Raw genomic sequence first — 26,471 nt, 5'->3', positions numbered from 1 at the left:
TATTATAAATGAAGGGTATAACTATGAATATAAATAAGGCCATTAGAAAGCAAAAAAAAACTTATAAACGGTTTGTGCTATCAATGGGCTTTATTTTTGTTATATTGCCAATTATATTAGATGTATCAAAGGTAATAAATGTATTCTTTATAATATATTTATTTCTCATGGAACTTATGATTATTTTTGTAATACTTTATAGACTTAACGACGAGTATATTGATTTTAAGATAGATGGGTATAAAATCAGCATATGGTGTGGAATTGCAAGAACTAAATTTATGGTAATATGCAAAAAAGTTAGAGCAGTTCATGTTGAAGGTCAAGATAAAAATATGAAAATAATTATTATAATAAAATCTAAATTTAGAAATAAAAAAATTTATCCTATAGAAATTAATTTTTTAAAAAAATACCCTTATGTTGCCCAAATGTATAAAAATATTAAAATACTTAATCCAGAAGAAACTTATTCTTATTTTATAATTGATAATGGTGGATTTAAAAAATATATGTTGCTTGATGAATTATATAAGTTTTGTGAACGAGCAGTATTTTCTGATAATGCTATAGATAAAATTAAAGAATATAGAGATTGCGGTATAAACCCCCACGCTCATAAATAAAATAGACTATAGAAATAGAAAAATTAAGCACATTTCTATAGAAGCGGGGGCATGAATTTGAAAAGCAGTATTATTATAATAATTATATTTTCAGGGGTAATGGCTTTAATTGGCACAATGTTAGGTGCAATATTAGGCGTAACTATGAATAAACCTTCAAGAAGATTTCTAGGAAATATTATAGGATTTGCATCGGGACTTATGCTTTCTATAGTAGTGTTTGAACTTATCCCAGATGCTATAAATAAGATGGGTATTATTGGAGCTTTAATGTTTTTGATTTTAGGAATTATTATTGTTGTAATAATAGATAGAAGTAGTAATTTAAGTAGTAATGTAAATTCACAACATACGAAAGTAGCATTTATGGTTGCTGTAGGAATAATGATTCATAATTTCCCAGAAGGTTTAGTAATGGGATTCGGATTTGCTAATGGTGATAATCTAGGACTTAAAATGAGCATGATAATTGCAATACATGATATACCGGAGGGACTAGCTGTTGCGGCTCCGCTCATGCTTTCGGGAATAAAGAGTAATAAAATATTGTTTTATGCGTTTCTAACGGCGCTTCCTACTGCAATTGGGGCCTGGATAGGAATTTATATTGGAAGCATATCTGTAGTAGTATTAGGTAGCGCTTTAGCATTTGCGTCTGGTGTTATGCTATATGTAATTCATGGAGAAATGATTCCAGAGTCTAAAAAACTTTGGCCAGGAATAACCAGCACATTAGGAATCCTTTTAGGAATGATAGTTGGTTTACTAATGATTAATGTCATATAACTATTTCGAAAACTAATTATGGTTTTTAAGATGGTTAGTAAAGTTTTGATTAAGAGGTGTAAAAATGAATACAAAAATTGTGAAAATAGATGAAAATAATATTGACCAAAATATGATTAATGATGCAGGGACTGTTATAAAACAAGGTGGATTAGTTGCTTTCCCTACAGAAACAGTTTATGGACTTGGGGCAAATGCCTTAGATAAAATCGCTGTGGAAAAGATATTCAAGGCTAAGGGGAGACCACAAGATAATCCTCTTATAGTTCATGTAGCTAGCTTAAACATAGAACATTTAGTTAAAGAAATACCAGATATAGCTAAAGAAATTATGAATAAATACTGGCCTGGCCCAATAACACTTATTTTTAATAAGTCAGATTTAATTCCAAGTATTACAAGTGCAGGACTTGATACTGTAGGCATAAGGATGCCATCAAACATCATTGCGAAAAAGCTTATTGAGGCATCAGGAACACCAATTGCAGCTCCATCTGCAAATATATCAGGTAGACCTAGTCCTACTGAAGTAGAAAGTTGTATTGAGGACCTGTTTGGAAAGATTGACTATATTCTAGGAGGAAATAAAAGCAAGGTAGGTGTTGAGTCAACAATAGTAGATTGTACTTGTACTCCACTGTGTATACTTAGACCAGGGGTAATAACTGTTGAGATGTTAAGAGAAATAGACCCAAATATATATATTGATAAAAGTATAATGTCTAAACCAAAAGATGATTTTAAACCTAAGGCACCTGGAATGAAATATAGGCATTATGCACCAAAATCTCCAGTAAAAATTATTTCAGGAGATTTAGAAAAAACAGTTGCAAAAATCAATGAGATAGTGCAAACTAATATGGGTAATAAAAAAATAGGGATTATAGCAACAGATGAAACTAAAAGTAAGTATCCTTATGGTACGGTTGTATCTTTAGGCAACAGAAATAAGCTTGAGGATGTTGCAAGTAATCTATTTGAAGTTCTAAGAGGATTTGATTCCATAGATGTAGATTTGATATTATCAGAAGCTTTTGAAGAAAAAGGCATAGGTGTTGCCATAATGAATAGGCTTAAGAAATCTGCAGGTTTTGATATAATTAAAGTATAGGTTTTATAAGAAACTATTCTAGAAGATTACAGGGAGGATTACTATGGATATATTATATGTTTGTAACAAAAGAATGCGAAGAAGTGTTATGATAGAAGCTATTTTTACTCAAATATGTAGTATAGACAATATAAACCGACCGGTTAGGAATATTTCTTTATTTATAAAAAAAATTATTCGATTAAATAATAATGTGTTATTGATTGATAATATAAGGAAGATAATAGCATTTAAATAGTTTATTTAAATGACGTTATCTTCTTTTTTTGCAATATTACAAATAACATAGCATTTTATGGAGGTGTTTTGACAATGAAAATAGCATTAGGCTGTGACCATGGTGGATTAAATTTAAAAAAAGAGATAATTAAGCATCTGGAGAGTAAAAACATTGAGGTAAAAGATTTTGGCACTTATACTGAAGAGTCTTGCGATTATCCAGTTTATGCATTAAAGGTTGCAGAAGAGGTAGTGGCAAAAAATTTTGAGCTAGGTATATTGATATGTGGCACAGGCATAGGAGTAAGCATTTCTGCTAATAAGGTGCCTGGGATAAGAGCTGCACTATGCAGCGATACTTTTAGCGCTCATGCAACTCGAGAGCATAATAATGCTAATATACTTGCTCTAGGTGCACGAGTTGTTGGTACTGGATTAGCTCTTGATATAGTAGATACTTTTCTAAACGCTAAATTTCAAGGAGACAGACATCAAAGAAGAATTGATAAAATAGCTGATATTGAAAAAAAATATTCTAAATAAACATAAAATAATTGGAGGAAATAAATATGAGTAAAGTAACACAAATCACACATCCACTTATACAACACAAATTGGCATACATAAGAGACAAAAACACAGGCTCAAAGCATTTTAGAGAGTTAGTTGAAGAAGTTGCTATGCTTATGGCATATGAAGTTACGCGTAATATACAAGTAGAAGAAGTAGAAATTGAAACTCCTATTTGTACTACTAAATGTAAGGTTTTAGCTGGAAAGAAAATGGCTATAGTGCCAATACTTAGAGCAGGACTTGGAATGGTTGATGGAGTGCTTAACCTTATACCAGCAGCTAAGGTTGGACATATAGGAATGTATAGAGATGAGGGAACATTGCAACCAGTTGAATATTTTTGTAAATTACCTCAGGACATCAGTGAAAGAGATGTAATTATTACAGATCCTATGATTGCTACAGGAGGTTCTGCAATAGATGCAATATCAGCTCTTAAGAAAAGAGGGGCTAAAAATATAAGAATAATGTGTCTTATAGCTGCACCAGAAGGAATTAAGGCTGTTACGGCTGCCCATCCAGATGTAGATATATATGTAGCATCAATTGATGAAAAATTAAATGAACAAGGATATATCGTGCCAGGTCTTGGAGATGCTGGGGATAGATTATTCGGAACTAAATAATAAGTCGAGTCTATTTTAATAATAAACAAACAAAAAGCAACTTACAGAAATATCTGTAAGTTGCTTTTTATTTGTTTACATATTATTTAAAGTATCTAGTAAGTAAACCCGTAAATGCACGACCATGACGTGCTTCATCTTTACACATTTCATGGACTGTATCATGGATTGCATCATAATTAAGTTTTTTAGCTAAAGTAGCTAAATCTTTTTTACCTTGACAAGCACCATGTTCAGCATCAATTCTCATTTCAAGATTTTTCTTAGTATCACCGGTTACTACTTCACCAAGCATTTCAGCAAATTTTGAAGCATGATCAGCTTCCTCAAATGCTATTCTCTTATAAGCTTCGGCAACTTCTGGGAATCCTTCTCTATCTGCTTGACGGCTCATTGCTAAATACATACCAACTTCACTACATTCTCCAGTGAAATTAGCTCTTAAACCTTCAATAACTTCTGCGTCTACGCCTTTAGCAACTCCAACCTTATGTTCATCTGCCCATGACATATCATTATCAGTTTTTTCTACAAACTTATCACTTTTAGCTCCACAAACTGGACAAACAGCAGGTGCAGAATCACCTTCATATATATATCCACATACTGTACAAACAAATTTTTTCATTTTTATTTCCCCCTTGTATTTTGTTGGTTAGATAACAATTATAAAATATTATCTACCTTAGTAGTTATCGTAAGTTAATCAGACTTATTAAGTAATCATAATATAAAATAATTATTTAGACACAAGATTATTAACATTTTAAATCATATGCATATGTTCATGTGTTAGTATATTATATACTTAATTTGCTAAACTAATATAAAATTTATATTTAACCTTTGCTACAAGTATAACTATACATCAACGGATAACAATTATCAAGTAAAATTAAATATCTTTTAATAAAATGGTTCGAGTATATTCGACAATTGGATTAGCTTAATATATTATAAACACCATCTAAATCTTTTATATTGACTAAGTTTTTATTGAATTCTATTAAACCGTCGCTTTTCATATTAACGAATTCTCTTGAAAGTGAGGGCCTTTGAACACCTAAATGATCAGCAAGATTTTTTCTAGACATTGGAAGAATAAGATTTAATGTTTTTTGAATTTCATATAGGGATAGTAAATAATTACATATTTTTTGCCTTAAAGTTTCAAAAGAAAGTTCTTTAATTTTTGTATTTAATAAAAGAATTTTGCTGGATAATAATTCCATAAAATTATTTAAAACTTTAGGATAAGAACTACACATAGCTATAATATCTTTTTTTAAAATATAAAGAATAGTTGAATCTTTATAAGAGACTATGGTAGCTGGGTAAACATTTGTCTCCGAAAAGGCTATTGCTTCTCCGAATATGTTCCCAGTATTTAAATTTGCTAGTGTTACAATTTTCCCACTGGCATAATGCTTCTGAACTTCTAGTTCGCCTTGAATAACAATTCCTAAAGAGTTACAGATATCACCCTCAAGTGCTACTATGTAGGCATGACAATTGACATGACTTTCACAATTGTCTTTTATGGAATAGTTTATATTTATAATTAGATTTTGAAGTTCTTGCGAGGTTAAGCCTTTAAATAAAATACATTGTTTTAAATGATCTACGAGTTTATCCATCAAATCACTCCAGAATTTTTATTTTGGTAACGTGAGTTACATACTATCATTAGTAAGTTTAATATAATTAGTATATACAGTCAATTAAAAAACAAAATTACATCATTAATATATATTAAAATTTTAGGAGGCGTTAGTATGAAAAGGAATATTATAAGTATTGATAAAGACAAATGCAATGGTTGTGGATTGTGCATAAGTGCTTGTCATGAAGGGGCTATAGAGCTAGCTAATGGAATAGCAAAGTTAGTAAGTGATGAATATTGTGATGGATTAGGGGACTGTCTGCCACAGTGTCCTACGGATGCTATTAAAATAGTTGAAAGAGATGCTGCAAATTATGATGTAAAGGCTGTCGAAATTAAAAAAAGTAAAATTAATAAGAAAGAAAATTTGCCTTGCGGATGTCCTGGCACAATGGAAAAGTCTATAAATAGAAATACAAACACTAATATAGGTCGGGTATCAAATGAAACAAATGGTGAAGTAGTGAATTCTCAATTAAATCAATGGCCTGTGCAGTTAAAACTTGTTAACTCAAGTGCTGGTTTTTTAAAAGGGGCAGATATATTAATTGCTGCAGATTGCACAGCTTATGCTTATGGAAATTTTCATAAGGAGTTTATTAAAGGAAGAGTCACATTAATAGGTTGTCCAAAGCTTGATGATAATGACTATTATAGAGATAAAATTTCAGACATATTAAGCAAGAATAATATTAAGAGTATTACAGTAGTCAGAATGGAAGTACCTTGTTGCACGGGTATTGTTAATTCCGTAAAGGAAGCTATGCTCAAGGCGAAAGTTATAGTTCCATATAAAGAAATAACTATTAGTATAAATGGAGTAATAATGTAGTTTATATGTATATAAACTTAAAATTGTATTTCCCAATGTTTAATTTTAAAAAGTATATACCTAAAATGTATATGCTTTTTTTACTTTAAAGTAAAATAACATGTATAGTAAATTAAACACTTTAACTATTTAATATTTTAGTGTAAAATGACAGTGATTGATTATTAGATTATAAGTTTAGTTTTTGATTTTTATCTACATAATTAAAATATATTTATATGAGGTTATAATCATGGAAAGAATTGATAAAAACAATTATTATCTAGATATATGCAAAACAATATCTGAACGAGGAACTTGTCTACGTAGAAATTTTGCTGCTATAATAGTAAAAGATGATGAAATTATATCTACTGGATATTCAGGAGCACCTAGAGGAAGGAAGAATTGCTGCGATTTAGGTGTTTGTAAAAGAGAAGAATTAAAAGTTCCAAGAGGGACACGATATGAGCTTTGCAGGTCAGTACATGCAGAGCAAAATGCAATTATATCCGCTCGTAGACATGATATGCTAGGTGCAACATTGTATTTGTTTGGGAGAGAGGTAAGCACTGGTGAATTAGTTATAAATGCATCACCATGCTCTTTATGCAAGAGGTTTATAATTAATTCTGGCATAGAGAAGGTTATTATTAGAGATAATAAGACACAATATAGAACTGTATATGTAAACGAATGGATAGAAAATGATGATTCACTTCAAGGTGATGGTGGATATTAATTATGAATTTATGAAATTGTGGTTGTTTATTAATTTCACATATTCTAGACTATATTTATCAAATAAAACACTATTTTGTGAAAGAAAGGTTTTTTTATGAGTAACAATTATATTCTAGCGATAATTACAGCTTTAATTTCTATTATAAGCACACCTCTAGTTAGAAAACTGGCAATAAAGGTTAATGCTATTGATGTTCCTAAAGAAGCAAGGAGAGTTAATACTAGACCTATTCCGGTTTTGGGAGGACTAGCTATATACATAGCTTTTGTTATAGGAACAATTTTATATAATGGTATTTTAACAACATCACAAATTGGTATAATTATTGGCGCAACTATTATTGTAATTGGTGGCATAATTGATGATATTAAGGATTTACGGCCTAAATACAAACTTATAATACAGGTTTTAGCTGCTGTATGTCTTATAGTCTCAGGGGTGAAAATAACGGTCATAACTAATCCTTTTGTGGAATTATACCCCTATTTAAGTATGGGGTGGATTAACATCCCATTGACAATAATATGGATTGTAGGTGTTACAAACGCTTTTAATTTGATAGATGGGTTAGACGGTTTAGCAGCAGGCATAGCGTTTATATCTTCGGTTACTTTGATGATAGTGTCTATACTTAATGGAAGACTTGAAGCGGCATTTTTAACGGCCGTTTTAAGTGGAGCAATATTAGGCTTTTTACCATATAATTTTAACCCAGCATCTATATTTATGGGAGACACGGGTTCACAGCTATTGGGCTTTCTTTTGGCAGCAATTTCAATTGAAGGAGCTATTAAATCTGCAACAGCATTTGTAATAGCGGTGCCAATTTTGGCCTTTGGACTACCTATATATGACACGCTATTCGCTATGATTAGAAGAAAGGTTAATGGAAAATCTATAATGCAAGCGGACAGGGGTCATCTACATCATCGACTTTTGGATATGGGCCTCAGTCAAAAGCAGGTAGTTGTTATTATGTATCTTATAAGTGCTGTTCTCGGTGGTATAGCAATTATAGCTATGCAAATTAGTACTCAAAGAGCATATTTTTTGTTAACATTAGTAATAATTATAATAGTTCTGGTAGCTTGGAAATATGGGATTTTCAGTCATAAAGAGTAATATATATTTTTTTACAATACAATTTTAAATAATATATGTGATAAATAAGGGTATAACAGGAGGTTATCTGATGGAAAACATTAAGGTTATGGTAATATTCGGTACAAGACCTGAGGCTATAAAAATGGCACCGTTAATTAAAGAATTAGAAAAAAATTCTAAGATAGATTGTACAGTATGTGTAACGGCACAACATAGAGAAATATTGGACCAAGTATTGAAAATATTTAGTATTATTCCACGGTATGATTTAAACATAATGAAAACAAAACAAAGTTTAACAGGTATAACATGTTCTGTTCTTGAGGGGCTTGAAAAAATATTTGATAAGGAAAGACCAGATATAGTGTTAGTACATGGAGATACAACAACAACTTTTGCTGCTTCTCTTGCAGCTTTTTATAAAAAAATACCTGTAGGGCATGTAGAAGCAGGACTTAGAAGTTATAATAAGTACTCTCCTTATCCAGAAGAGATTAATAGAAAATTAACTAGCGGGTTAACAGACTTACATTTTGCTCCTACGACTATTTCTAAAGATAATTTGCTAAGAGAAGGAGTAAAGAATAACGCTATTTTTGTTACAGGAAATACAGTTATAGATGCTATGAAATATACAATTGAAGAGAACTACGTTTTTAAAAATGCTGAGTTAAATAGTATAGAGTATAATAATAAGAAAGTTATAATGGTTACTGCTCATAGAAGAGAAAATTGGGGAACTGGGATAGAGAATATATGTAAAGCTTTGAAAATCATTGCACGAGAAAATCAAGATGTAGAAGTATTATATTTAGTTCATCCAAATCCAGTTGTGAAAGATATGGTTAATAGCATTTTAAAAAATGTTGACAGAATTCACTTGCTTGAACCTATAGATACTAAGGAAATTCATAATTTAATGAAAAAATGTTACATTGTAATGACCGATTCAGGAGGAATACAAGAAGAAGCTCCGCATTTAGGTAAACCAGTATTAGTGCTTAGGGATGTTACAGAGAGAGTCGAGGCAGAAAAGGCTGGCACAGTGAAACTAGTTGGAACGGATATAGATAAGATCGTTGTTAACGCTAATAATCTTTTGAGAGATACAATTAAGTATAATCAAATGAGCAGGTCCATTAATCCTTATGGAGATGGTAATGCCTCTGCCAAAATAGTAGATGCACTAATAACTTATTTTAATAAAAATGATTTATAAACACAAATGAAAAAGATTATAACAATATGGTTATAATCTTTTGTTCTTATTAAGATAAGAACTTAACATAATTTTTATATAAGTATTAAAGTATGAAAATACAATTTTTATACTTGTTTTTTTTGCTTTTTAAAAGTAAAATAATATAAAACAACCTTTGTGAAAGTTAAAGCAATGATATGAATTAGTAACTATGGTGGAATTAGATCTGGTATTTATGGCATTGAATGTTATCACACTTAACAATTTTGAATATTTTCTTTTGCCAATGGTAAGAATAATTTTGAAGTTAATAAAAGTTTTAGATGTTTAATCTTGTAGTATAATATCAGCAATATTGCGAACGTTCACAACTCGATTAGAAATGGAATAGTTAACTAATATATTAAAAAATTAGTCCATAGGTATTATAATATCTTAAATATAAGCTATACTTAGAAATTACGCTACTTTAATGACAAAATGATTATATAGTGTCTTATATTCTATAAAAAAGGCGAATATGGTATTTTATTTATCAAAACTAGTGGACTATACTTATATTATTGTTAAATGATGAGGAGAAGGAAAAAATGGATAGTGATTTTAAAAAAATGTTTAAAAAAATTGCTTTATATGATTTTTTTGTTTCTTTTGTTTTTATAATTCTGATTTTTTTTATAGGCAAGTTATATGTATTATTTTTCTTAATAGGGTTAATAATAGCATTATTCAATTTTTATATCAATGGTATTACTGTAGCATATTCTCTTGATAATAAAAATATTAAGAATAGTTGGATAATAGTAGCAGGATCTCTTATAAGAGTTTTATTGGTGAGTGTTATTGGGTTTGTGATAGGCAGACACAATATGTTCAATATAATTGCATATATATTCGGGTATAGTTCACAATTTATATCTCTAGTATATTATGGAATAAAAAATAAAAACATTGAAGGGAAGTGATATAATGGAAAAAATAGTGCCGTTATTTCATATTAAATTCTTCGGTTACAGTATTGGAATTGTAGAAAGTATATTTGCTCAGTGGTGCATAATAGCACTAGTAGCTATACTATGTATATGTTTTACAAGAAACTTAAAGACAATTCCGAATAAAAAACAGAATATAATGGAAATGATTATGGACCTTATTAACAATCTCGTTAGAGACAATATGGGAGAACAATATATGCAATTTGTACCTTATATAGGGACAATAGTAATATTCTTAAGTGCTCTAAATCTCACGGGACTGATAGGCGTTACACCACCTACAGTAGATTATAGTGTAACATTAGCATTAGCATTAATAACATTTTTTATTGTTCAATGGTATGCTATTAAAACAATAGGCCTAGGTCACTATTTTAAAGGATTTGTTGAACCGTATGCATTCATATTACCTATTAATCTAATAGAAAGAATTATGTTACCTGTATCATTAAGTTTTCGATTATTTGGAAACATGACTGCAGGAGTTATAATTCTAGATTTGGCATATAGTAGTTTAGGTAGTTTGAGTGGATTCGCCCAATTAATTCTACCAATACCGATACATTTTTATTTCGATTTATTCGATGGACTTATCCAAATGGTTATTTTTGCTATGTTAACTATGGTTAATATAAAAGTTATAGCAGAACATTAAATTCAGTTTTCTAAAATTCAGTTTTCTAAAATTAAGGAGGAATATATTATGGCTTTGGATTCAACAACAATAATTTCAGGAGCATCAGCAATAGGTGCAGGTATAGCAGCATTAGGATGTATAGGTGGAGGTATTGGAACAGGTAATGCAACTGCTAAAGCAGTAGAGGGAGTAGCAAGACAACCAGAAGCTAAAGGGTCTATAATTAGTACACTAGTTATAGGTGCTGCATTTTCAGAAGCTACGGCTATTTATGCATTTCTAATAGCATTAATTTTAGCATTTAAGTAATATGGTATATATCAAAATGAAAAATTTTGAAATTAGGCCTGAAGGGGGCTTTAATAGATTATGAATTTGAACTTACAAGTATCTACAATTATATTCACTATCATAAATTTTATTATATTGTTATTTATCTTAAAGCATTTTTTCTATCATCCATTAAATAAAATAATGGATGATAGAAAAAATGGAATAAATACATCTATTAAAAATGCTAAAGACAATGAAAAAAAAGCAGAAATTTCAAGAAAAGAAAAAGATCGTTTATTACATGAATCAAAAACAACAGGAAGAGAAATAGTAGAAGAATACAAGGTTAAAGCTCAAAAAGTTTCTCAGGAAATAATTGACAAAGCAAAAAAAGAGTCAATTGTACTAATGGAAAGATCAAAAGTTGAAATTCAAAGAGAAAAAGAAAAAGCAGAAAGTGAAGTTAAAAAGCAAGTCATAGACTTATCTTTAATATTATCTGAAAAAGCCCTTGAACAGCATATAGATGAAAAAGAACATAGAAGATTAATTGAGGACTTTATCGTTAAGGTAGGTAGCTAAAATGTATGAATACTTATATAAAAGATATGCATTAGCGCTTTATGAAGTAGCAGAAGATAAAGGCAAAGTAGAAGAATATTTAGATGACTTGCGAGAAATTGTTTCACTCATGAAAAATGATGTTGATTTCCTAAGTGTTATTAAACATCCTAAAATAAGTTCTAGTAAAAAAATGGAAATATTCACTAATATTTTCAAGGACAAAATTGATGATGGGCTTTTATCTTTTTTGCTTATAATTATACAGAAAAATAGAATACTATTCCTTGAAGAAGATCTTAAACAAATGGAGAAAATTCACTTAAAGCGTACTAATACTTTATTAGCTGAAGTTAAAACAGTGATACCTCTTGAGGAGACGGAGAGAGAAAACTTGAGAGTGAAATTATCTAAAATCTATGATAAAAAGATTGTTTTTGATGAAAAATTAGATAAAAAAGTTATAGGCGGAGTATATATAAGAATCGATGACGATGTTATCGATGGTACAGTACAAAGTAAATTAGAAGAAATGAAAAAATTAATGTTTAAATAGGAATAGAGGTGAGTTTATGAATATAAAACCAGAAGAAATAACATCTATAATAAAGAAAGAAATTGAAGGTTATAAAAAGACAATTGAAACTGTTGATTCAGGAACAATAATTCAAATAGGTGATGGAATAGCTAGAGTTTATGGATTAGACGAATGCATGGAAAATGAACTTTTGGAGTTCCCTAATGGAATATTTGGTATGGCACTAAATTTAGAACAAGACAACGTAGGTTGTGTACTTTTAGGGTCAGAAGAGGAAATTAAAGAAGGGGACATAGTAAAGAGAACTGGAAGAGTAGTAGAAGTCCCTGTAGGTGATGCTTTAATAGGAAGAGTTGTAAATGCACTTGGTGTACCAATAGATGGTAAAGGCCCAGTTAAGACAACTGAGACAAGACCAGTTGAGGTAATTGCACCTGGAATAATTAAAAGACAATCCGTTAAGGAACCACTTCAAACTGGAATTAAGGCAATAGACTCTATGGTACCAATTGGAAGAGGACAAAGAGAACTTATAATTGGAGATAGGCAAACAGGTAAAACTGCTTTAACAACAGATACTATTATTAATCAAAAGGGTAAAGATGTTATATGTATATATGTTGCAATTGGTCAAAAGCAATCTACTGTTGCACATATCGTTAACACTTTATCTGAAATGGGAGCAATGGATTATACAATAGTCGTAGCGTCGACTGCTTCGCATTCAGCTCCACTTCAGTATTTAGCACCTTATGCAGGATGTTCAATGGGAGAATTTTTCATGCATAATGGTAAGAATGTGCTGATAGTGTACGATGATTTATCAAAACATGCGGTAGCTTATAGAGCTATGTCATTATTACTTCGTAGACCACCAGGCAGAGAAGCATATCCCGGTGATATATTTTATATTCATTCAAGATTACTTGAGCGTGCAGCAAAGCTTTCAGATGAATTAGGTGGAGGATCATTAACTGCTCTTCCAATAATAGAAACTCTTGCAGGCGATGTTACATCATACATACCAACAAATGTTATTTCTATAACAGATGGACAAATATTTCTTGAAACTGAATTATTTCATTCAGGGCAAAGACCAGCAATTAATGCTGGAATATCTGTATCAAGAGTTGGTGGAAATGCTCAAATAAAAGCTATGAAACAAGTTACAGGAACTTTAAGGCTAGATCTCGCTCAATATAGGGAGCTTGCGGCTTTTGCTCAATTTGGAACAGATCTTGATAAAGATGCAAAAATGAGGCTTGAAAAAGGTAAAAGATTAATGGAGATATTAAGGCAAGATCAATATGCGCCAGTACCAGTTGAAAAACAAGTTATGATTTTCTTTGCTGGAACAGGTAACCATCTTGCAGATATTCCAGTACGTCAAATAACAAGATTTGAAACCGAATTTTTGGAGTTTATGGACACACATCATGGAGAAATAGGTAAAAATATACTTACGAATAAGGCTTTAGATGATAAATTAAAACAACAATTACTTGAAGCAATAGATGAGTTTAAAAAAACATTTTCAATAGATGATGATAAAGAAGAAGTTCCAAAAGAAGATAATAAAAAAGAAATTTCAAAGGATGATAATAAAGAAAAAGTTTAAATTAAAGAAGTTAATTATAGAATTATAGTACCTTTACGCTATAAGTAAGTTACATTGATAATATGTTATCAGGGCCAATTAACCTTGATAATATTTCATCAAGGTTAAAGAGAGGTGAAATATGGCAGGTGCAGGGCTTGTTGCAATTAAACGAAGAATAAGATCTATAACAAATACTACAAAAATAACAAAGGCAATGGGATTAGTTTCAACATCGAAATATCAAAAAATAAGAAAACTAGTTGATACTAATAATAATTATGTATTTAAACTTGAGAAAATTATGAAACAAGTTACAGATAATTATGAAGAAGATAATATTTATATAAAAGGAAACAAAAGTAGTAAAAAAATGTATATTGTTTTAACTTCTGATACTGGTCTTTGCGGTGGCTTCAATTGGGCAATAATAAATGAACTGATGAGTAACTTAAAAGGCAATAAGGAAGAATATAAAATAATTGTAGTAGGCCATAAAGGAAGAGTTATATTTAAAAAACTTAATATTGAAACTGTGGCTGAATACGTTGATATTCTAGATGTGCCTACTCAAAAAGAAGCTACTATTATTATTAATCATGCACTTAATATGTATAGTAATGAAGAGATAGGTGAAGTTCATATTGTTTATAAAAAACTTATTTCAGCAATGAGAAATGAAGTCAGAATTGAAAAGGTACTTCCTCTAAATTTTGATGATGAAGAGAATAGCAACAAACAAGAAATTGATAATAAAGAGTATGTAAATATTGAGTCGATAGATGATAATGCAATGTATCAAATAACTTCATTATATTTAGGTAACAAAATGCTAAATTCAATGTTGCATTCAAAAGCAAGCGAGCATAAATCTAGAATGGAATCTATGGGTTCAGCTACTGACAATGCGAACGATATACTTGATAAACTTAATTTGCAATATAATAGAAGCAGACAATATGCAATTACACAAGAAATTTCAGAAATAGTCGGAGGAGCGGAGGCTCAAAAGTAGAAAGGAGAAAAATAATGGCAGGACATATAGGTAAAGTTGTTCAAATAATAGGACCTGTTATAGACATAAAATTTGACTCAGACAGTCTTCCTAATATTTATAATAGTATTGAAATTCAGATGGATGACAGAGTTATTGTTGCTGAGGTAGAGCAGCATATCGGCGATGATGTTGTAAGAGCTATAGCTATGGAAGGTACAGAAGGCTTAAGACGAGGACTAGATGCTGTTGATACAGAAAACCCAATAATGGTACCAGTTGGTGATGTGGTTCTTGGAAGGCTATTTAATGTTCTTGGAAAGCCTGTGGATGAACTTGGTGAAGTTAAGGTAGAGAAATATATGCCAATTCATAGGGCTGCTCCAACTTTTGCAGAACAATCTGTTGTACCTGAAGTGTTCGAAACAGGTATCAAGGTAATAGACTTGATTGCACCATATCAAAAGGGCGGAAAAATTGGTCTTTTAGGTGGCGCAGGAGTTGGTAAAACAGTTCTTATACAAGAACTTATGAATAATATTGCAAAGGTACATAATGGTCTTTCAGTATTTACTGGAGTTGGAGAGAGAACTAGAGAAGGTAATGATCTTTATAATGAAATGAAGGAGTCAGGAGTTATTTCTAAAACTGCTTTGGTTTTTGGACAAATGAATGAGCCACCTGGCGCTAGGATGAGAGTTGCGTTAACTGGTCTTACAATGTGCGAAAACTTTAGAGATCAAGGTAAAGATGTTTTATTGTTTATAGATAACATATTTAGATTTACACAAGCAGGGTCTGAAGTATCTGCATTGCTTGGAAGAATACCAAGTGCTGTTGGATATCAGCCAACACTTGCTACGGAAATGGGACAATTACAAGAGAGAATCACTTCTACAAAGCAAGGTTCAATTACATCTGTTCAGGCAGTTTATGTACCAGCGGATGATTTTACAGATCCTGCTCCAGCAACAACATTTACACATCTTGATGGGACTATAGTACTTTCAAGAGGAATAGTTGAACTTGGAATTTATCCTGCAGTAGACCCATTAGAGTCGACGTCAACAATGCTTGATCCAAGGATAGTGGGTAAGGAACATTATGATGTTACTATAAGGGTTAAACATATACTTGAAAGATATAAAGAACTTCAAGATATTATTGCAATACTTGGTATGGATGAATTATCTGAAGAAGATAAATTAGTAGTAACAAGAGCTCGTAAGGTACAGAGATTTTTATCTCAGCCATTTACAGTAGCAGAGCAGTTTACTGGAATGAAAGGTAAATTTGTGCCAGTAAAGGAAACCGTGCGTGGATTTAAAGAAATTCTCGAAGGAAAACATGATGATTTACCAGAAGCTGCATTTATGTTTGTTGGTACTATAGAAGAAGCAGTAGAGAAAGCGAAGGCTTTAGATAAACAATAATGTACTTTCTAAAGTAACTAGCCATTATGTTACTTATTTCGTTTGAGCTAATTAGTAGAAACTATTAATTAATCTTTAAGAATATGTACATAGAAAGGTCGGTGTTTTTATATGGAAAATCATATAAAACTTACTATGATTACTCCTGAAAAGGAGTTTTATAGTGGTGATATTTTGAGCTTAAACACACAGAGTGATGAAGGTGTATTTGGTATCCTTGCGAACCATGTGCCTATAATATCGCAATTAAAACCAACAGTAACTACATTTACTGATGTTAATGGTAAAAAATTAAAGGCTTTTACATCAATGGGTGTTTTGAGAGTACTTAAAGGTGAAGTAGAAATGTTATGCAACGCTTGTGAGTGGCCAGAGGATATAGATGCTGAGAGAGCAAAACGATCTGAAGAAAGAGCACAAAAAAGATTAAAGACTGATGACAAAGTCAATTTTAACAGAGCGGAGAGTTCCCTTTTAAGGTCAGTTATGAGGCTTAAAACGAAAGGGTAGAAACTATAAATGGAGATATTAATTTATCTTCATTTTTTTTATGTCCAAAATTATTTTAAGCACAATTCTATCAATAAATTATATATTAATAATATAAAGAATAGATTTATTAAATATCAATTCTTTGAATGCCCCCCACCCTACCTGTATTTTTAATAATAGAGCCCTCTTCACACTTGTGGTGGGGGCGATTTTATTAATAATATGTTTATAAAAAGTCATTATTTATAGAATAAAAAAATAAATTATGGTCAACAATTTAGTTAGAGGGTAGGGGGATTAAAATGAGAAGAAAAAGTATAGCACTTTTATGTATAGCATTAAGTATCATTATTTTACAAATCAATGTTAAATTGTCGAATGCGCAGGAAAAAATTAATTTGTTTGATGAAATATTATCTCAAACAAGCAGTAGAGCCGTAGAATATGGATTGAAAACATGTTTCAGTACAGGAGAAAATGGTGAAGAAATTTGTAATTATTTAATTAAAAGCTTAGGACTTAATAATAAAAGCATAAAACTTACGTTGTCTAAAAATGTTAATTCTTATTGTATTAATTTTTCTGGTAACAATATGGAGGGATATATTGAAAGTTTAAAAAACTGCGATAGCAATAATAATATCACGATAAACGTAAGCAGAATAAGCAATAAAAATGGGCTGGTATCCCTTAAAAATAAAGTTAGTTCTAGTATTGGATATAGAGGTAAAAATATTAAGTACTATCAGTATTTGAAGGCTAAAGTTTTAGAGAATAGTTCAGGTGTTAAGATAAAGGATGATTATAATCTTAATAAAAGAATAATAAATATCCTAAAATCTCACGGTACTAAAAATATAGAGACAGTTGCTATAAACAATGGGTTAAGCACTGTAGCATATACTAAAGAATATGACGCGAAAATAACCAATAACAAGTTAATTGATTTTAATTATGCTGTTTGTGATTATTCATCTGGAAGGTACATTATCATAGGTACACCAGAAATAATAACAACTTATTAAAAATTAACAATATAATGGAGGAAAAGTATGAATAAATTAGTTATAAAGGGTGGGAAAAAATTAGCAGGTGAAGTGAATATTAGTGCAGCTAAAAATTCAGTTCTTCCTATATTAGCAGCAACAATATTAAACGGTAATAGTTGCACAATCAAAAACGCTCCTATGCTTGAGGATGTATTTGTAATATGTGATGTGCTAAAATCTCTTAAAGCAGATGTTAATATAGATAAAATAAACAATATTATAAAAATAAACACAGCAAATATATTTGATAATGGAGCTAATGATGAATTAGTAAGAAAAATGAGAGCATCTTTTCTAATAATGGGTCCTATGCTTGGAAGATTTGGGAATTTTAAAATATCTCTACCAGGTGGGTGTAACATTGGAACTAGGCCTATTGATCTTCATTTAAAAGGACTATCGGCTTTAGGTGCTGAGGTAATAGTAGGTCATGGATACGTGCAGGCAAAAGCGAAGAAACTAGTAGGCAGCAACATATATTTAGACTATCCATCAGTGGGGGCTACAGAAAATATAATGATGGCGGCAACTCTCGCAGAAGGAGAAACAATAATAGGAAATGCTGCAGAAGAGCCGGAAGTTGTTGATTTGGCAAAATTTCTAAGAGCTATGGGTGCACAAATTGAAGGAGAAGGAACAGATACTATAAAAATATTAGGAGTTAACGATTTTAAAGAAGTTATTTATCAACCAATTTACGACAGAATTGAGGCAGGTACATTTATGATAACTGCTGCAATAACTAAAAGCTTGATTAAAATTAATGGTATTGATGAAATTCATTCAAAACCAACAATAGCGAAACTTACTGAAATGGGTGTAGCAATAGAAATTAACGAAAATAGTATAATAGTTGATGGTAGGAAAAAGTTAAACCCAATAGATATAAAAACCATGCCATTTCCGGGGTTTCCTACAGATATGCAAGCTCAGATGATGAGCTTATTATGTACAGTAAAAGGTACAAGTATTATTACAGAGACTATCTTTGAGAATAGATTTATGCATGCGGTTGAACTAAAGAGGATGGGAGCGAATATAAAAATAGATGGTAGAAGTGCTGTAATTGAAGGTATAGACACTTTTACAGGTTCGAATGTAACAGCTACGGATTTAAGAGCTGGAGCAGCATTAATACTTGCAGGGCTTACTGCAGATGGTACAACTACAATAAGTGATATATATCATATTGACAGAGGTTATGTGTCAATTGAAGAAAAATTGAAGGGGATAGGCGCAGATATACAAAGAGTTAATTTTAATAATAAATAATGAAACTTAAATTATCAAAATCTTTAATATGAAATTTAAAGAATTGGGATATATAAGTTATTACTATATTCCAGTTTTTACATAAGGCACCTAAAAAAACAAGATATAAATTTCTTGTTTTTTTAGGTGCCTTTTATTAGTATTTTCTTTTAATAATTTAAAAGGTACTATTTTCTATGTTTTTTTAGTATATATATAGTAAAACTTGTGTTATAACGAGGTGAAAAAATGAGAAAAGTTTTTATTACAGTACATCTGAAGAATTTTTTTCTGATAGTAATTGCATTTGTAGGATTTATTGTAATTACTTCTGTTTTAATAGTGGGGGTAGGAAATAATGATACCATAAATATGAACAAGAATATGAATAAGAATAAGAATAAGAATGCGGTAATCAAGTCAGAGGAGAATAAAAATATTATTAAATTTGATTCGCTTCCCAAAGTTACTAAAATTAAGATATTAATAACCAAAACGAATAAAATAAAGGAACTTAATTTGGAGGTATATGTAACTGGAGTTGTAGCATCTGAGATGCCAGCTGAGTTTAAAACAGAAGCATTAAAAGCTCAAGCAGTGGCAGCTAGGACCTATGCTTTAGCCCATGTTAAAGAAGTGGGTGGCTTACCATGTAAAAATGGTAATGGCGCTGATTTATGCGATACTGTTCAGTGCCAAGTTTATAAGAATAAAGATGAATGTATAAAAGTGTGGGGTAAAGAAAAAGGACAAGAATATTGGAATAAAATTAATTCTGCAGTTAAGGCTACATCAGGTCAAGTTCTAACATACAATAATCAATTAGTTATGGAACCATATTATTTCGCGACCAGTAGTGGCAAAACGGAAAATTCAGAGGACGTATTTAGCACTAGTATACCTTATTTAAGAAGTGTGGATAGTCCAGGAGAAGAAAAAGTAAAAAATGCTACTAGTAGTAAACTTTTTAAGTATAAAGAGTTAAGTAAAATTATAAATAATAATTACAATAGCGCCAATGTAACTTCAAGTAATATAAGAAATCAAATAATGGTAGTTAATAGAACTCAGGCAGGCAGTGTTAAAAATATTAAAGTAGGAAGTATAACAATGACAGGAAGTAAATTTAGGACTATGTTAAATTTAAAATCTTCAAATTTTAAAATTAATTTTAAACTAAATGGGATAGAAGTGGATTGTAGTGGTTATGGTCATGATGTAGGAATGAGCCAAAATGGTGCAAATGTTATGGCTAAGGGTGGGAAAAGTTATGTGGATATATTGACTCATTATTATCAAGGTACAGCTATTTCTAAATAAAAAGGTACATGAGTAGGCTACTTATTCTCTAAAATAAGGGATAAGCAGCCTTATTTGTTTTTAAAATAAAAGTAGAAAATAGGCACATATAATAAGGTTATACTTTATATTTTAGACTACATAATATAAAAAATAATAAATATTATCATAATAAGAAAAAAGTGTAAATAAAATTGAAAAAATATGTATGTTTTAATACATTATGGACAAAAATACAAATGGAGGTGTTTGTATGGATAAAAACGCAAACAATAAAGCATTAAACTTTTTTAAGAAGGAGGGTTTCTACGTAATTTTATTTGTTTGTTTATGTATAGTAGCTACAGTAGCATCAATAACAGCAAATAACAATAAAAAAATTGCGAGTAATCAGCAAGTGGCATTAAAAGAACAAGCAAATACAGCAAGCATATTAAAGAAGCAACAAAAGGAATATGAGGGTGCTCTACAGGTGAAAAAAGAAAATTTAGCTAAAGATAAGGCACTCAAGGCAGTACCTAATACTAAAGAAGTAGCAACAACTTCAGTTTCTAAAACAATAACTGCTCAATTCGTAAAACCTGTGGCTAACGGATTGCTCGCAAGGGGATATTCAAAAGACATAGATTCAGTAGTGTGGAAGACTGATGGAAGCTATAGAACAAACTTAGGTATCGACATTCAAGCAAAGACAGGCGCAGCAGTTGTAGCTGTAATGGATGGAATAGTTAAGGCAGTTGGTACGGATGTAGATGGTCAAAATGGTTACATGGTAGAAATAGATCACCAAAATGGATTTGTTACTAAATATACTAGTTTAGATAAAAAAATGCTAGTAAAAAAAGGTGATAAAGTAACTAAAGAACAACCAATTGGTACAGTAGCAAATACAAGCTTAAATTCATATAAAGAAGACTATGGATCTCATTTACATTTTGAAGTTTTACAAAACAGTAAGAACATTGATCCTGCTAAATATGTTAAATATGATAAATATCAACCTAAAGTAACTAAAGCTGCTACAGTAACTAAAACAACAAAAGCAGCTAAGGTAACTAATGCAACAAAAGCAATCAATAAATAACCAATAACCATCTCAATTAGCCATTTTTCATAAATATATTGAATGATGACTAGTTGAAATGGAATTTAAAAGCAAGGTATTGCATATTTATAAATATAGAAGGGTTTAGGAGGTAACACTTTGAAAGACTATATTGAAGATAGAGTATTAGAAGTTGCAAAGTATATTATTGAATCAAAAGCCACAATAAGAAGAACCGCCAAAGTTTTTGGTGTTAGCAAAAGTACTATACACAAGGATATGACGGAAAGACTACCTACATTAAATCCCCAAATTGCTAGTGAAGCAAAAACAATTTTAGATTTAAATAAAGCGCAGAGACATATCAGGGGTGGAGATGCAACTAGACTTAAATACAAGGCAATAGAAGGGTAAAATCACTTCAAATAAAAAACTATTAAAAATAATAACTATAAAAAAGGTTTTTTTTATGGCTTTATAGAATAGAGTTTAGTATAATTAAATTAAAGAATATACTAAAGAGCAGGAGTGAATTTTAAATGTTTTTTTTTAGAATAGGAACAAATATGGGAATAGACTTGGGTACAGCTACAGTACTTGTATATATCAAGGGTAAAGGTGTTATTTTAAAGGAACCATCTGTTGTTGCCATAGACAGAAATAACAATAGAGTATTGGCAGTCGGAGAAGAAGCTAGACAAATGATAGGAAGAACGCCAGGAAACATTGTGGCAATACGTCCTATGAGGGACGGTGTTATTTCAGATTATGATATAACTGAAAGAATGTTAAAGCATTTTATAAAGAAGGCTTGTGGGAAGAAACGGTTATCTGCTCCCAAAGTTGTTATATGTGTCCCTTGCGAAGCAACGGAAGTAGAAAGAAGAGCAGTAGAAGATGCAGCTAGAAATGCAGGTGCTAAAAAGGTTCAACTTATAGAAGAACCACTAGCAGCGGCAATTGGTGCTGGCCTTGATATTGCCAAAGCAAGTGGTAATATGGTTATTGATATTGGTGGAGGGACTACTGATATTGCAGTTATTTCTTTAGGAGGCATGGTTGTACGTGAGTCAATTAAGATAGCTGGAGACAGGTTTGATGATGATATCATCAAATACATCAGGAAGAAACACAAATTAATGATTGGTGAGAGAACTGCAGAAAATTTAAAAATTAACATAGGTTGTGCGCATATTCAAGAAGAAAGGGTGAGCATGGAGATAAGAGGAAGAGATTTAATTACAGGTCTTCCTAAAAATCTAGAAGTATCATCTGAAGAAATGAGAGAAGCGTTAAAAGAAGCGGTATCTTTAATAGCAGCATGTGCGCATTCCGTGTTAGAGAAAACACCACCAGAGCTTTCAGCAGATATATCTGATAAAGGCATAGTTATGACCGGTGGAGGTTCATTGTTAAAAGGATTAGACAAACTTATACAAGAGGTTACTAAAGTACCAGTGTATTTGGCTGAAGATCCAATTTCATGTGTAGTACTCGGAACAGGAAAAGTGCTAGATTATGTGGATAAATTAGATGATTCCTTTAATGGAGGAGAAAGCTATTTAACTGATTAAAAAGTATATACAATCTATAAAAATAAGCAATACAATTATAACTTTAATTGTATTGCTTATTTTTGTATTATAAGTTCTAAAAAACTTAAGATTGCCGCTAACTAATTTAGGCGAATTATCTATATAATGTTAAACAGTACTTAGATTATCTTCTTTAACAGTAAGTGAATATAAATAGTATGAATGCAAAAGTGATCTGCATAAAACATTAGCAATATCCATAACTAAACTAAGTCTTATATTTCTGTTAGTAAATAATTCACTATCATCACTGGAGTCTACGATGCCTATTAATGATACATTACCTACTTTAGGAAGAGTTTTACCAACACCTTTGCCAGGATGTATTGGATAATTTCTAGCTTGGAGTTCGCCAATGCTTGAACTGTCTCCTAAACATGCGTCTACACCGATTATAGTGCAATTTGGATGTAGTGAATTTATTTCAGATAATTTACTATCAATGTTTAAAGCATGAATTGGGTTGCTTATAGTACCATATACAGGTAATGGAAAGGAACTATTTTCTAAAAAAGTGCCAACTAAAGGTCCTAGACAATCACCTATACAGCGGTCCGTTCCTATGCAAACAATTAAAGTATTTTTGTCAATATAGTCTTTTAGAAAATTAGAAATTGTATAGTAAGCTAAAGGATCTTTATAATGTGTTTTTGTCTTATTCAAGTAATATACCTCCTTAATTGCGCTGGAAGAAAATAATTACAAACTATTTTCCTATAAATAATTTATATGAATAAATTCTGTGTATTATTATGATAAAAGAATAAAATAATAAAATAATGTTAATTGTTAAAATTAAGTCATATTAATCAATTAGGAGATTTTTTCACATCTCGGAATAGAAGAATTTTTATGAAGTATAATAAACTATGTTAGTGCTTAATATTGAGTAAATATGAGAATGATATAGTACTATAGAGAAGAAATACTTTAGTTACAATATTTGGACTTGAAATTAATTAATTATAGTTGTATAATAATTCTTGTTGACACGGTAAATCGATGGAAAATAAAATATGCTGGCATGGCTCAATTGGTAGAGCAGCTGACTTGTAATCAGCAGGTTGTAGGTTCAAGTCCTATTGCCAGCTCCATATATGGAGGAGTTCCCGAGTGGCCAAAGGGGGCAGACTGTAAATCTGTTACGTAATGTTTCGATGGTTCGAATCCATCCTCCTCCACCATTTATTATGTGTTACAATAAGTTTCGGGAGCATAGCTCAGCTGGGAGAGCATCTGCCTTACAAGCAGAGGGTCACAGGTTCGAACCCTGTTGTTCCCACCATAACAATGAATTAAAAAATAAAATATGCTGGCATGGCTCAATTGGTAGAGCAGCTGACTTGTAATCAGCAGGTTGTAGGTTCAAGTCCTATTGCCAGCTCCATACATGGAGGAGTTCCCGAGTGGCCAAAGGGGGCAGACTGTAAATCTGTTACGTAATGTTTCGATGGTTCGAATCCATCCTCCTCCACCAAAAGACATCTTTAGATGTCTTTTTTGATTTCATATTTAAAACATATAGGTCTTATTGACATCAATTAACGTATATGTTAGTATAAATAAAACTTAATATTAATAACTCTTATCAAGAGAGGTGGAGGGAAAAAGGCCCTGTGAAACCCGGCAACCGGTGTAGTACACCATGGTGCCAATTCCTGCAGTTATAGTCTGCGAGATAAGTTAGATGGTTAAAATACCTCTTCTTATTTTGGAAGAGGTTTTATTTATTTAGAATAAATATTTAGAACATTAGGAAGGAGAATTGCAATGAAAAAATTATTTACATCAGAATCCGTTACTGAAGGACATCCAGATAAAATTTGTGACCAAATTTCAGATGCTGTACTTGATGCTATTTTAGAACAAGATCCTTATGCTAGAGTTGCTTGTGAAACAGCGGTTACTACAGGGATGGTTTTAGTTATGGGAGAAATAACAACCAGTTGTTATGTAGATGTTCCCAAAGTTGTTAGAAGTACCATTGAAGGAATAGGTTATACTAGAGCGAAGTTTGGCTTTGACGCTAGTACATGTGCTGTAATTACATCTATTAATGAACAATCAAAAGATATAGCTATGGGAGTAGACGAGGCTTTAGAATCTAAAAAAGGTGAAAGTTCAAAAGAGGATTCAATAGGTGCTGGAGATCAAGGTATGATGTTCGGGTTCGCTACTAATGAGACCCCAGAGTACATGCCATTACCAATTTCTATGGCTCATAGATTAGCAAGAAGATTAAGTGAAGTAAGAAAGAATGGTACATTAGATTATTTAAGACCAGATGGTAAAACTCAAGTTACTGTAGAGTATGATGACAATAAACCAGTTAGAATTGATACTATTGTTATTTCAAGCCAACATGGGAAAGATGTAACTCATGACCAAATTGAAAAAGATTTAATAGAAAACGTAATAAAACCTATAGTTCCAAGTGTGTTGTTAGATGAGAACACTAAATATTATATAAATCCTACTGGCAGATTTGTAATCGGAGGACCACAAGGTGATTCTGGTTTAACTGGCAGAAAAATAATAGTTGATACTTACGGAGGATCCGGTAGACATGGTGGTGGATGTTTCTCTGGTAAAGATCCAACGAAAGTAGATAGATCGGCTGCTTATGCTGCAAGATGGGTTGCTAAAAATTTAGTAGCTGCAGGAGTTGCAGACAAGTTAGAAATAGAACTTGCATATGCCATAGGTGTGGCTAAACCAGTATCTATAGAAGCAGAAACATTTGGAACAGGAAAAATTTCTGATGATAAAATTGTTGCTATAGTTGAAAAAGTATTTGATTTAAGACCTGCTGTAATTATAAGAGAATTGGATCTTAGAAAACCAATTTACAAACAAGTAGCAGCTTATGGACATTTTGGAAGAGCTGATTTAGATCTTTCATGGGAAAAATTAGATAAGGTTGAAGAAATAAAAAAATATATGTAACAAAAATGGGGATAACAATTAATAATTGTTATCCCTATTTTTATAATTAATAAATAATTTCTTCGGAAATATACTAAAGAAATGTTGCGACAATAAATTATATAATGTTTGTAATTGTTATGGAATATTAATTAGTATTTTGATAAAACTTAAGATAGACCAGCTAGTTAAAGTCAAGTGTAAATTTGCGAAAGTAGTTGTTAATTTCATTGCATAACAAAAAGACCATTGCATAACACGAACAATGGTAAATTTAGTAATTATTTAGGACTAACTTAAGCTACTTCTCTAGAATGGTTTT

Annotated in this window: 28 protein-coding genes, 5 tRNA genes, 1 pseudogene and 1 riboswitch; of the genes and pseudogenes, 31 read left to right on the top strand and 3 right to left on the bottom strand. The window is 31.1% G+C overall.

Going from position 1 to position 26,471, the window contains the following annotated elements; translation table 11 throughout:
- The first annotated feature begins 23 nt into the window (after positions 1-23).
- The 6 genes from KPL38_RS01685 to upp all read left to right on the top strand — a co-directional run bounded on the left by KPL38_RS01685 (position 24) and on the right by upp (position 3,941).
- Entirely contained in the window at positions 24-626 is a 603-nt protein-coding gene (locus KPL38_RS01685; RefSeq protein WP_216286080.1) for a hypothetical protein, read from the top strand.
- 51 nt (positions 627-677) lie between these two features.
- Entirely contained in the window at positions 678-1,412 is a 735-nt protein-coding gene (locus tag KPL38_RS01680) for a ZIP family metal transporter (protein ID WP_216286072.1), read from the top strand.
- Between the two features lie 64 nt (positions 1,413-1,476).
- On the top strand, positions 1,477-2,523 hold the full coding sequence (locus KPL38_RS01675) for an L-threonylcarbamoyladenylate synthase (protein WP_216286070.1): 1,047 nt from the start codon (positions 1,477-1,479) through the stop codon (positions 2,521-2,523).
- A 43-nt stretch (positions 2,524-2,566) separates the two neighbouring features.
- The gene (locus tag KPL38_RS01670) at positions 2,567-2,761 is read left to right on the top strand and encodes a hypothetical protein (RefSeq protein ID WP_216286061.1); all 195 of its coding nucleotides are present in this window, start codon (positions 2,567-2,569) and stop codon (positions 2,759-2,761) included.
- Positions 2,762-2,835: 74 nt separating this feature from the next.
- The gene (gene rpiB, locus KPL38_RS01665; RefSeq protein ID WP_216286059.1) at positions 2,836-3,285 is read left to right on the top strand and encodes a ribose 5-phosphate isomerase B; all 450 of its coding nucleotides are present in this window, start codon (positions 2,836-2,838) and stop codon (positions 3,283-3,285) included.
- 26 nt (positions 3,286-3,311) lie between these two features.
- Positions 3,312-3,941: a uracil phosphoribosyltransferase gene (gene upp, locus KPL38_RS01660; protein WP_216286057.1), complete on the top strand. Its 630-nt coding sequence runs from the start codon at positions 3,312-3,314 to the stop codon at positions 3,939-3,941.
- 82 nt (positions 3,942-4,023) lie between these two features.
- Here upp and KPL38_RS01655 read toward each other — a convergent pair whose 3' ends face one another.
- Positions 4,024-4,569 carry an NADH peroxidase gene (locus KPL38_RS01655; RefSeq protein WP_216286043.1) on the bottom strand — a complete coding sequence of 182 codons (546 nt, stop codon included), beginning with the start codon at positions 4,567-4,569 and terminating at the stop codon, positions 4,024-4,026.
- A gap of 313 nt (positions 4,570-4,882) precedes the next feature.
- Positions 4,883-5,578 carry a Crp/Fnr family transcriptional regulator gene (locus tag KPL38_RS01650; protein ID WP_216286041.1) on the bottom strand — a complete coding sequence of 232 codons (696 nt, stop codon included), beginning with the start codon at positions 5,576-5,578 and terminating at the stop codon, positions 4,883-4,885.
- Between the two features lie 138 nt (positions 5,579-5,716).
- On the opposite strand from KPL38_RS01650, the gene KPL38_RS01645 reads away from it, so the two are divergent.
- The 19 genes and pseudogenes from KPL38_RS01645 to KPL38_RS01555 all read left to right on the top strand — a co-directional run bounded on the left by KPL38_RS01645 (position 5,717) and on the right by KPL38_RS01555 (position 23,203).
- Entirely contained in the window at positions 5,717-6,436 is a 720-nt protein-coding gene (locus KPL38_RS01645; protein WP_216286039.1) for an ATP-binding protein, read from the top strand.
- A 232-nt stretch (positions 6,437-6,668) separates the two neighbouring features.
- Positions 6,669-7,157, top strand: a complete 489-nt coding sequence (locus KPL38_RS01640; protein ID WP_216286037.1) for a deoxycytidylate deaminase — start codon at positions 6,669-6,671, stop codon at positions 7,155-7,157.
- A gap of 96 nt (positions 7,158-7,253) precedes the next feature.
- Complete coding sequence (locus KPL38_RS01635; RefSeq protein WP_216286035.1) at positions 7,254-8,282, top strand: glycosyltransferase family 4 protein; 1,029 nt, start codon at positions 7,254-7,256, stop codon at positions 8,280-8,282.
- 70 nt (positions 8,283-8,352) lie between these two features.
- Positions 8,353-9,483, top strand: coding sequence for a non-hydrolyzing UDP-N-acetylglucosamine 2-epimerase (wecB, locus tag KPL38_RS01630; RefSeq protein ID WP_216286033.1), 1,131 nt, complete (start codon positions 8,353-8,355; stop codon positions 9,481-9,483).
- Between the two features lie 572 nt (positions 9,484-10,055).
- On the top strand, positions 10,056-10,430 hold the full coding sequence (locus KPL38_RS01625) for an ATP synthase subunit I (protein WP_216286031.1): 375 nt from the start codon (positions 10,056-10,058) through the stop codon (positions 10,428-10,430).
- A gap of 4 nt (positions 10,431-10,434) precedes the next feature.
- Positions 10,435-11,115, top strand: a complete 681-nt coding sequence (locus KPL38_RS01620) for a F0F1 ATP synthase subunit A (RefSeq protein WP_216286021.1) — start codon at positions 10,435-10,437, stop codon at positions 11,113-11,115.
- A gap of 48 nt (positions 11,116-11,163) precedes the next feature.
- A complete protein-coding gene (gene atpE / locus KPL38_RS01615) occupies positions 11,164-11,406 on the top strand; it encodes an ATP synthase F0 subunit C (RefSeq protein WP_216286019.1) in 243 nt (80 codons plus the stop codon).
- A gap of 66 nt (positions 11,407-11,472) precedes the next feature.
- Positions 11,473-11,952 (top strand): F0F1 ATP synthase subunit B, encoded by a 480-nt coding sequence (locus KPL38_RS01610; RefSeq protein WP_216286232.1) that lies wholly within the window; start codon positions 11,473-11,475, stop codon positions 11,950-11,952.
- A gap of 1 nt (position 11,953) precedes the next feature.
- On the top strand, positions 11,954-12,487 hold the full coding sequence (locus KPL38_RS01605) for a F0F1 ATP synthase subunit delta (RefSeq protein WP_216286017.1): 534 nt from the start codon (positions 11,954-11,956) through the stop codon (positions 12,485-12,487).
- 16 nt (positions 12,488-12,503) lie between these two features.
- Positions 12,504-14,003: pseudogene (gene atpA / locus KPL38_RS01600) on the top strand (F0F1 ATP synthase subunit alpha); the annotation flags it as partial.
- 205 nt (positions 14,004-14,208) lie between these two features.
- Positions 14,209-15,081, top strand: coding sequence for an ATP synthase F1 subunit gamma (atpG, locus tag KPL38_RS01595; protein WP_216286006.1), 873 nt, complete (start codon positions 14,209-14,211; stop codon positions 15,079-15,081).
- Positions 15,082-15,095: 14 nt separating this feature from the next.
- Positions 15,096-16,493, top strand: coding sequence for a F0F1 ATP synthase subunit beta (gene atpD / locus KPL38_RS01590; RefSeq protein WP_216286004.1), 1,398 nt, complete (start codon positions 15,096-15,098; stop codon positions 16,491-16,493).
- A 111-nt stretch (positions 16,494-16,604) separates the two neighbouring features.
- The gene (atpC, locus tag KPL38_RS01585) at positions 16,605-17,003 is read left to right on the top strand and encodes an ATP synthase F1 subunit epsilon (RefSeq protein WP_216286002.1); all 399 of its coding nucleotides are present in this window, start codon (positions 16,605-16,607) and stop codon (positions 17,001-17,003) included.
- A 284-nt stretch (positions 17,004-17,287) separates the two neighbouring features.
- The gene (locus tag KPL38_RS01580) at positions 17,288-18,010 is read left to right on the top strand and encodes a YwmB family TATA-box binding protein (protein WP_216286001.1); all 723 of its coding nucleotides are present in this window, start codon (positions 17,288-17,290) and stop codon (positions 18,008-18,010) included.
- 27 nt (positions 18,011-18,037) lie between these two features.
- Complete coding sequence (gene murA, locus KPL38_RS01575) at positions 18,038-19,306, top strand: UDP-N-acetylglucosamine 1-carboxyvinyltransferase (protein ID WP_216285999.1); 1,269 nt, start codon at positions 18,038-18,040, stop codon at positions 19,304-19,306.
- A gap of 228 nt (positions 19,307-19,534) precedes the next feature.
- Positions 19,535-20,605, top strand: coding sequence for a stage II sporulation protein D (spoIID, locus tag KPL38_RS01570; RefSeq protein WP_216285990.1), 1,071 nt, complete (start codon positions 19,535-19,537; stop codon positions 20,603-20,605).
- A gap of 232 nt (positions 20,606-20,837) precedes the next feature.
- Positions 20,838-21,668, top strand: coding sequence for a M23 family metallopeptidase (locus KPL38_RS01565; protein WP_216285988.1), 831 nt, complete (start codon positions 20,838-20,840; stop codon positions 21,666-21,668).
- Positions 21,669-21,788: 120 nt separating this feature from the next.
- Complete coding sequence (spoIIID, locus tag KPL38_RS01560) at positions 21,789-22,043, top strand: sporulation transcriptional regulator SpoIIID (protein WP_216285986.1); 255 nt, start codon at positions 21,789-21,791, stop codon at positions 22,041-22,043.
- A gap of 125 nt (positions 22,044-22,168) precedes the next feature.
- Positions 22,169-23,203, top strand: a complete 1,035-nt coding sequence (locus KPL38_RS01555) for a rod shape-determining protein (RefSeq protein ID WP_216285983.1) — start codon at positions 22,169-22,171, stop codon at positions 23,201-23,203.
- A 129-nt stretch (positions 23,204-23,332) separates the two neighbouring features.
- Here the strand turns inward: KPL38_RS01555 and yyaC are convergent, their stop codons facing one another.
- Positions 23,333-23,887: a spore protease YyaC gene (gene yyaC / locus KPL38_RS01550; RefSeq protein WP_216285982.1), complete on the bottom strand. Its 555-nt coding sequence runs from the start codon at positions 23,885-23,887 to the stop codon at positions 23,333-23,335.
- A gap of 355 nt (positions 23,888-24,242) precedes the next feature.
- Between yyaC and KPL38_RS01545 the strand changes: the two genes are divergently transcribed.
- The 6 genes from KPL38_RS01545 to metK all read left to right on the top strand — a co-directional run bounded on the left by KPL38_RS01545 (position 24,243) and on the right by metK (position 26,170).
- A tRNA-Thr gene (locus KPL38_RS01545) sits at positions 24,243-24,318 on the top strand.
- Positions 24,319-24,323: 5 nt separating this feature from the next.
- A tRNA-Tyr gene (locus KPL38_RS01540) sits at positions 24,324-24,408 on the top strand.
- A gap of 25 nt (positions 24,409-24,433) precedes the next feature.
- A tRNA-Val gene (locus KPL38_RS01535) sits at positions 24,434-24,509 on the top strand.
- A gap of 26 nt (positions 24,510-24,535) precedes the next feature.
- Positions 24,536-24,611 (top strand) — tRNA-Thr (locus tag KPL38_RS01530).
- A gap of 5 nt (positions 24,612-24,616) precedes the next feature.
- A tRNA-Tyr gene (locus KPL38_RS01525) sits at positions 24,617-24,701 on the top strand.
- A gap of 105 nt (positions 24,702-24,806) precedes the next feature.
- Positions 24,807-24,909: riboswitch (SAM riboswitch) on the top strand.
- A gap of 85 nt (positions 24,910-24,994) precedes the next feature.
- Positions 24,995-26,170: a methionine adenosyltransferase gene (gene metK, locus KPL38_RS01520; RefSeq protein ID WP_216285980.1), complete on the top strand. Its 1,176-nt coding sequence runs from the start codon at positions 24,995-24,997 to the stop codon at positions 26,168-26,170.
- Positions 26,171-26,471 lie beyond the last annotated feature (301 nt).

Origin of the sequence: Clostridium psychrophilum (assembly GCF_018861705.1) — a bacterium.
GTDB classification, from domain to species: Bacteria; Bacillota; Clostridia; order Clostridiales; family Clostridiaceae; genus Clostridium_AD; species Clostridium_AD psychrophilum.
This window is presented reverse-complemented; position numbering and strand designations above follow the sequence as displayed.

Bases quoted from the DNA above. Each gene is read 5' to 3' on its own strand.
- KPL38_RS01685 (WP_216286080.1), top strand. From the start codon at position 24: ATGAATATAAATAAGGCCATTAGAAAGCAAAAAAAAACTTATAAACGG.
- KPL38_RS01680 (WP_216286072.1), top strand. From the start codon at position 678: ATGAATTTGAAAAGCAGTATTATTATAATAATTATATTTTCAGGGGTA.
- KPL38_RS01675 (WP_216286070.1), top strand. From the start codon at position 1,477: ATGAATACAAAAATTGTGAAAATAGATGAAAATAATATTGACCAAAAT.
- KPL38_RS01670 (WP_216286061.1), top strand. From the start codon at position 2,567: ATGGATATATTATATGTTTGTAACAAAAGAATGCGAAGAAGTGTTATG.
- rpiB (WP_216286059.1), top strand. From the start codon at position 2,836: ATGAAAATAGCATTAGGCTGTGACCATGGTGGATTAAATTTAAAAAAA.
- upp (WP_216286057.1), top strand. From the start codon at position 3,312: ATGAGTAAAGTAACACAAATCACACATCCACTTATACAACACAAATTG.
- KPL38_RS01655 (WP_216286043.1), bottom strand. From the start codon at position 4,569: ATGAAAAAATTTGTTTGTACAGTATGTGGATATATATATGAAGGTGAT.
- KPL38_RS01650 (WP_216286041.1), bottom strand. From the start codon at position 5,578: ATGGATAAACTCGTAGATCATTTAAAACAATGTATTTTATTTAAAGGC.
- KPL38_RS01645 (WP_216286039.1), top strand. From the start codon at position 5,717: ATGAAAAGGAATATTATAAGTATTGATAAAGACAAATGCAATGGTTGT.
- KPL38_RS01640 (WP_216286037.1), top strand. From the start codon at position 6,669: ATGGAAAGAATTGATAAAAACAATTATTATCTAGATATATGCAAAACA.
- KPL38_RS01635 (WP_216286035.1), top strand. From the start codon at position 7,254: ATGAGTAACAATTATATTCTAGCGATAATTACAGCTTTAATTTCTATT.
- wecB (WP_216286033.1), top strand. From the start codon at position 8,353: ATGGAAAACATTAAGGTTATGGTAATATTCGGTACAAGACCTGAGGCT.
- KPL38_RS01625 (WP_216286031.1), top strand. From the start codon at position 10,056: ATGGATAGTGATTTTAAAAAAATGTTTAAAAAAATTGCTTTATATGAT.
- KPL38_RS01620 (WP_216286021.1), top strand. From the start codon at position 10,435: ATGGAAAAAATAGTGCCGTTATTTCATATTAAATTCTTCGGTTACAGT.
- atpE (WP_216286019.1), top strand. From the start codon at position 11,164: ATGGCTTTGGATTCAACAACAATAATTTCAGGAGCATCAGCAATAGGT.
- KPL38_RS01605 (WP_216286017.1), top strand. From the start codon at position 11,954: ATGTATGAATACTTATATAAAAGATATGCATTAGCGCTTTATGAAGTA.
- atpG (WP_216286006.1), top strand. From the start codon at position 14,209: ATGGCAGGTGCAGGGCTTGTTGCAATTAAACGAAGAATAAGATCTATA.
- atpD (WP_216286004.1), top strand. From the start codon at position 15,096: ATGGCAGGACATATAGGTAAAGTTGTTCAAATAATAGGACCTGTTATA.
- atpC (WP_216286002.1), top strand. From the start codon at position 16,605: ATGGAAAATCATATAAAACTTACTATGATTACTCCTGAAAAGGAGTTT.
- KPL38_RS01580 (WP_216286001.1), top strand. From the start codon at position 17,288: ATGAGAAGAAAAAGTATAGCACTTTTATGTATAGCATTAAGTATCATT.
- murA (WP_216285999.1), top strand. From the start codon at position 18,038: ATGAATAAATTAGTTATAAAGGGTGGGAAAAAATTAGCAGGTGAAGTG.
- spoIID (WP_216285990.1), top strand. From the start codon at position 19,535: ATGAGAAAAGTTTTTATTACAGTACATCTGAAGAATTTTTTTCTGATA.
- KPL38_RS01565 (WP_216285988.1), top strand. From the start codon at position 20,838: ATGGATAAAAACGCAAACAATAAAGCATTAAACTTTTTTAAGAAGGAG.
- KPL38_RS01555 (WP_216285983.1), top strand. From the start codon at position 22,169: ATGTTTTTTTTTAGAATAGGAACAAATATGGGAATAGACTTGGGTACA.
- metK (WP_216285980.1), top strand. From the start codon at position 24,995: ATGAAAAAATTATTTACATCAGAATCCGTTACTGAAGGACATCCAGAT.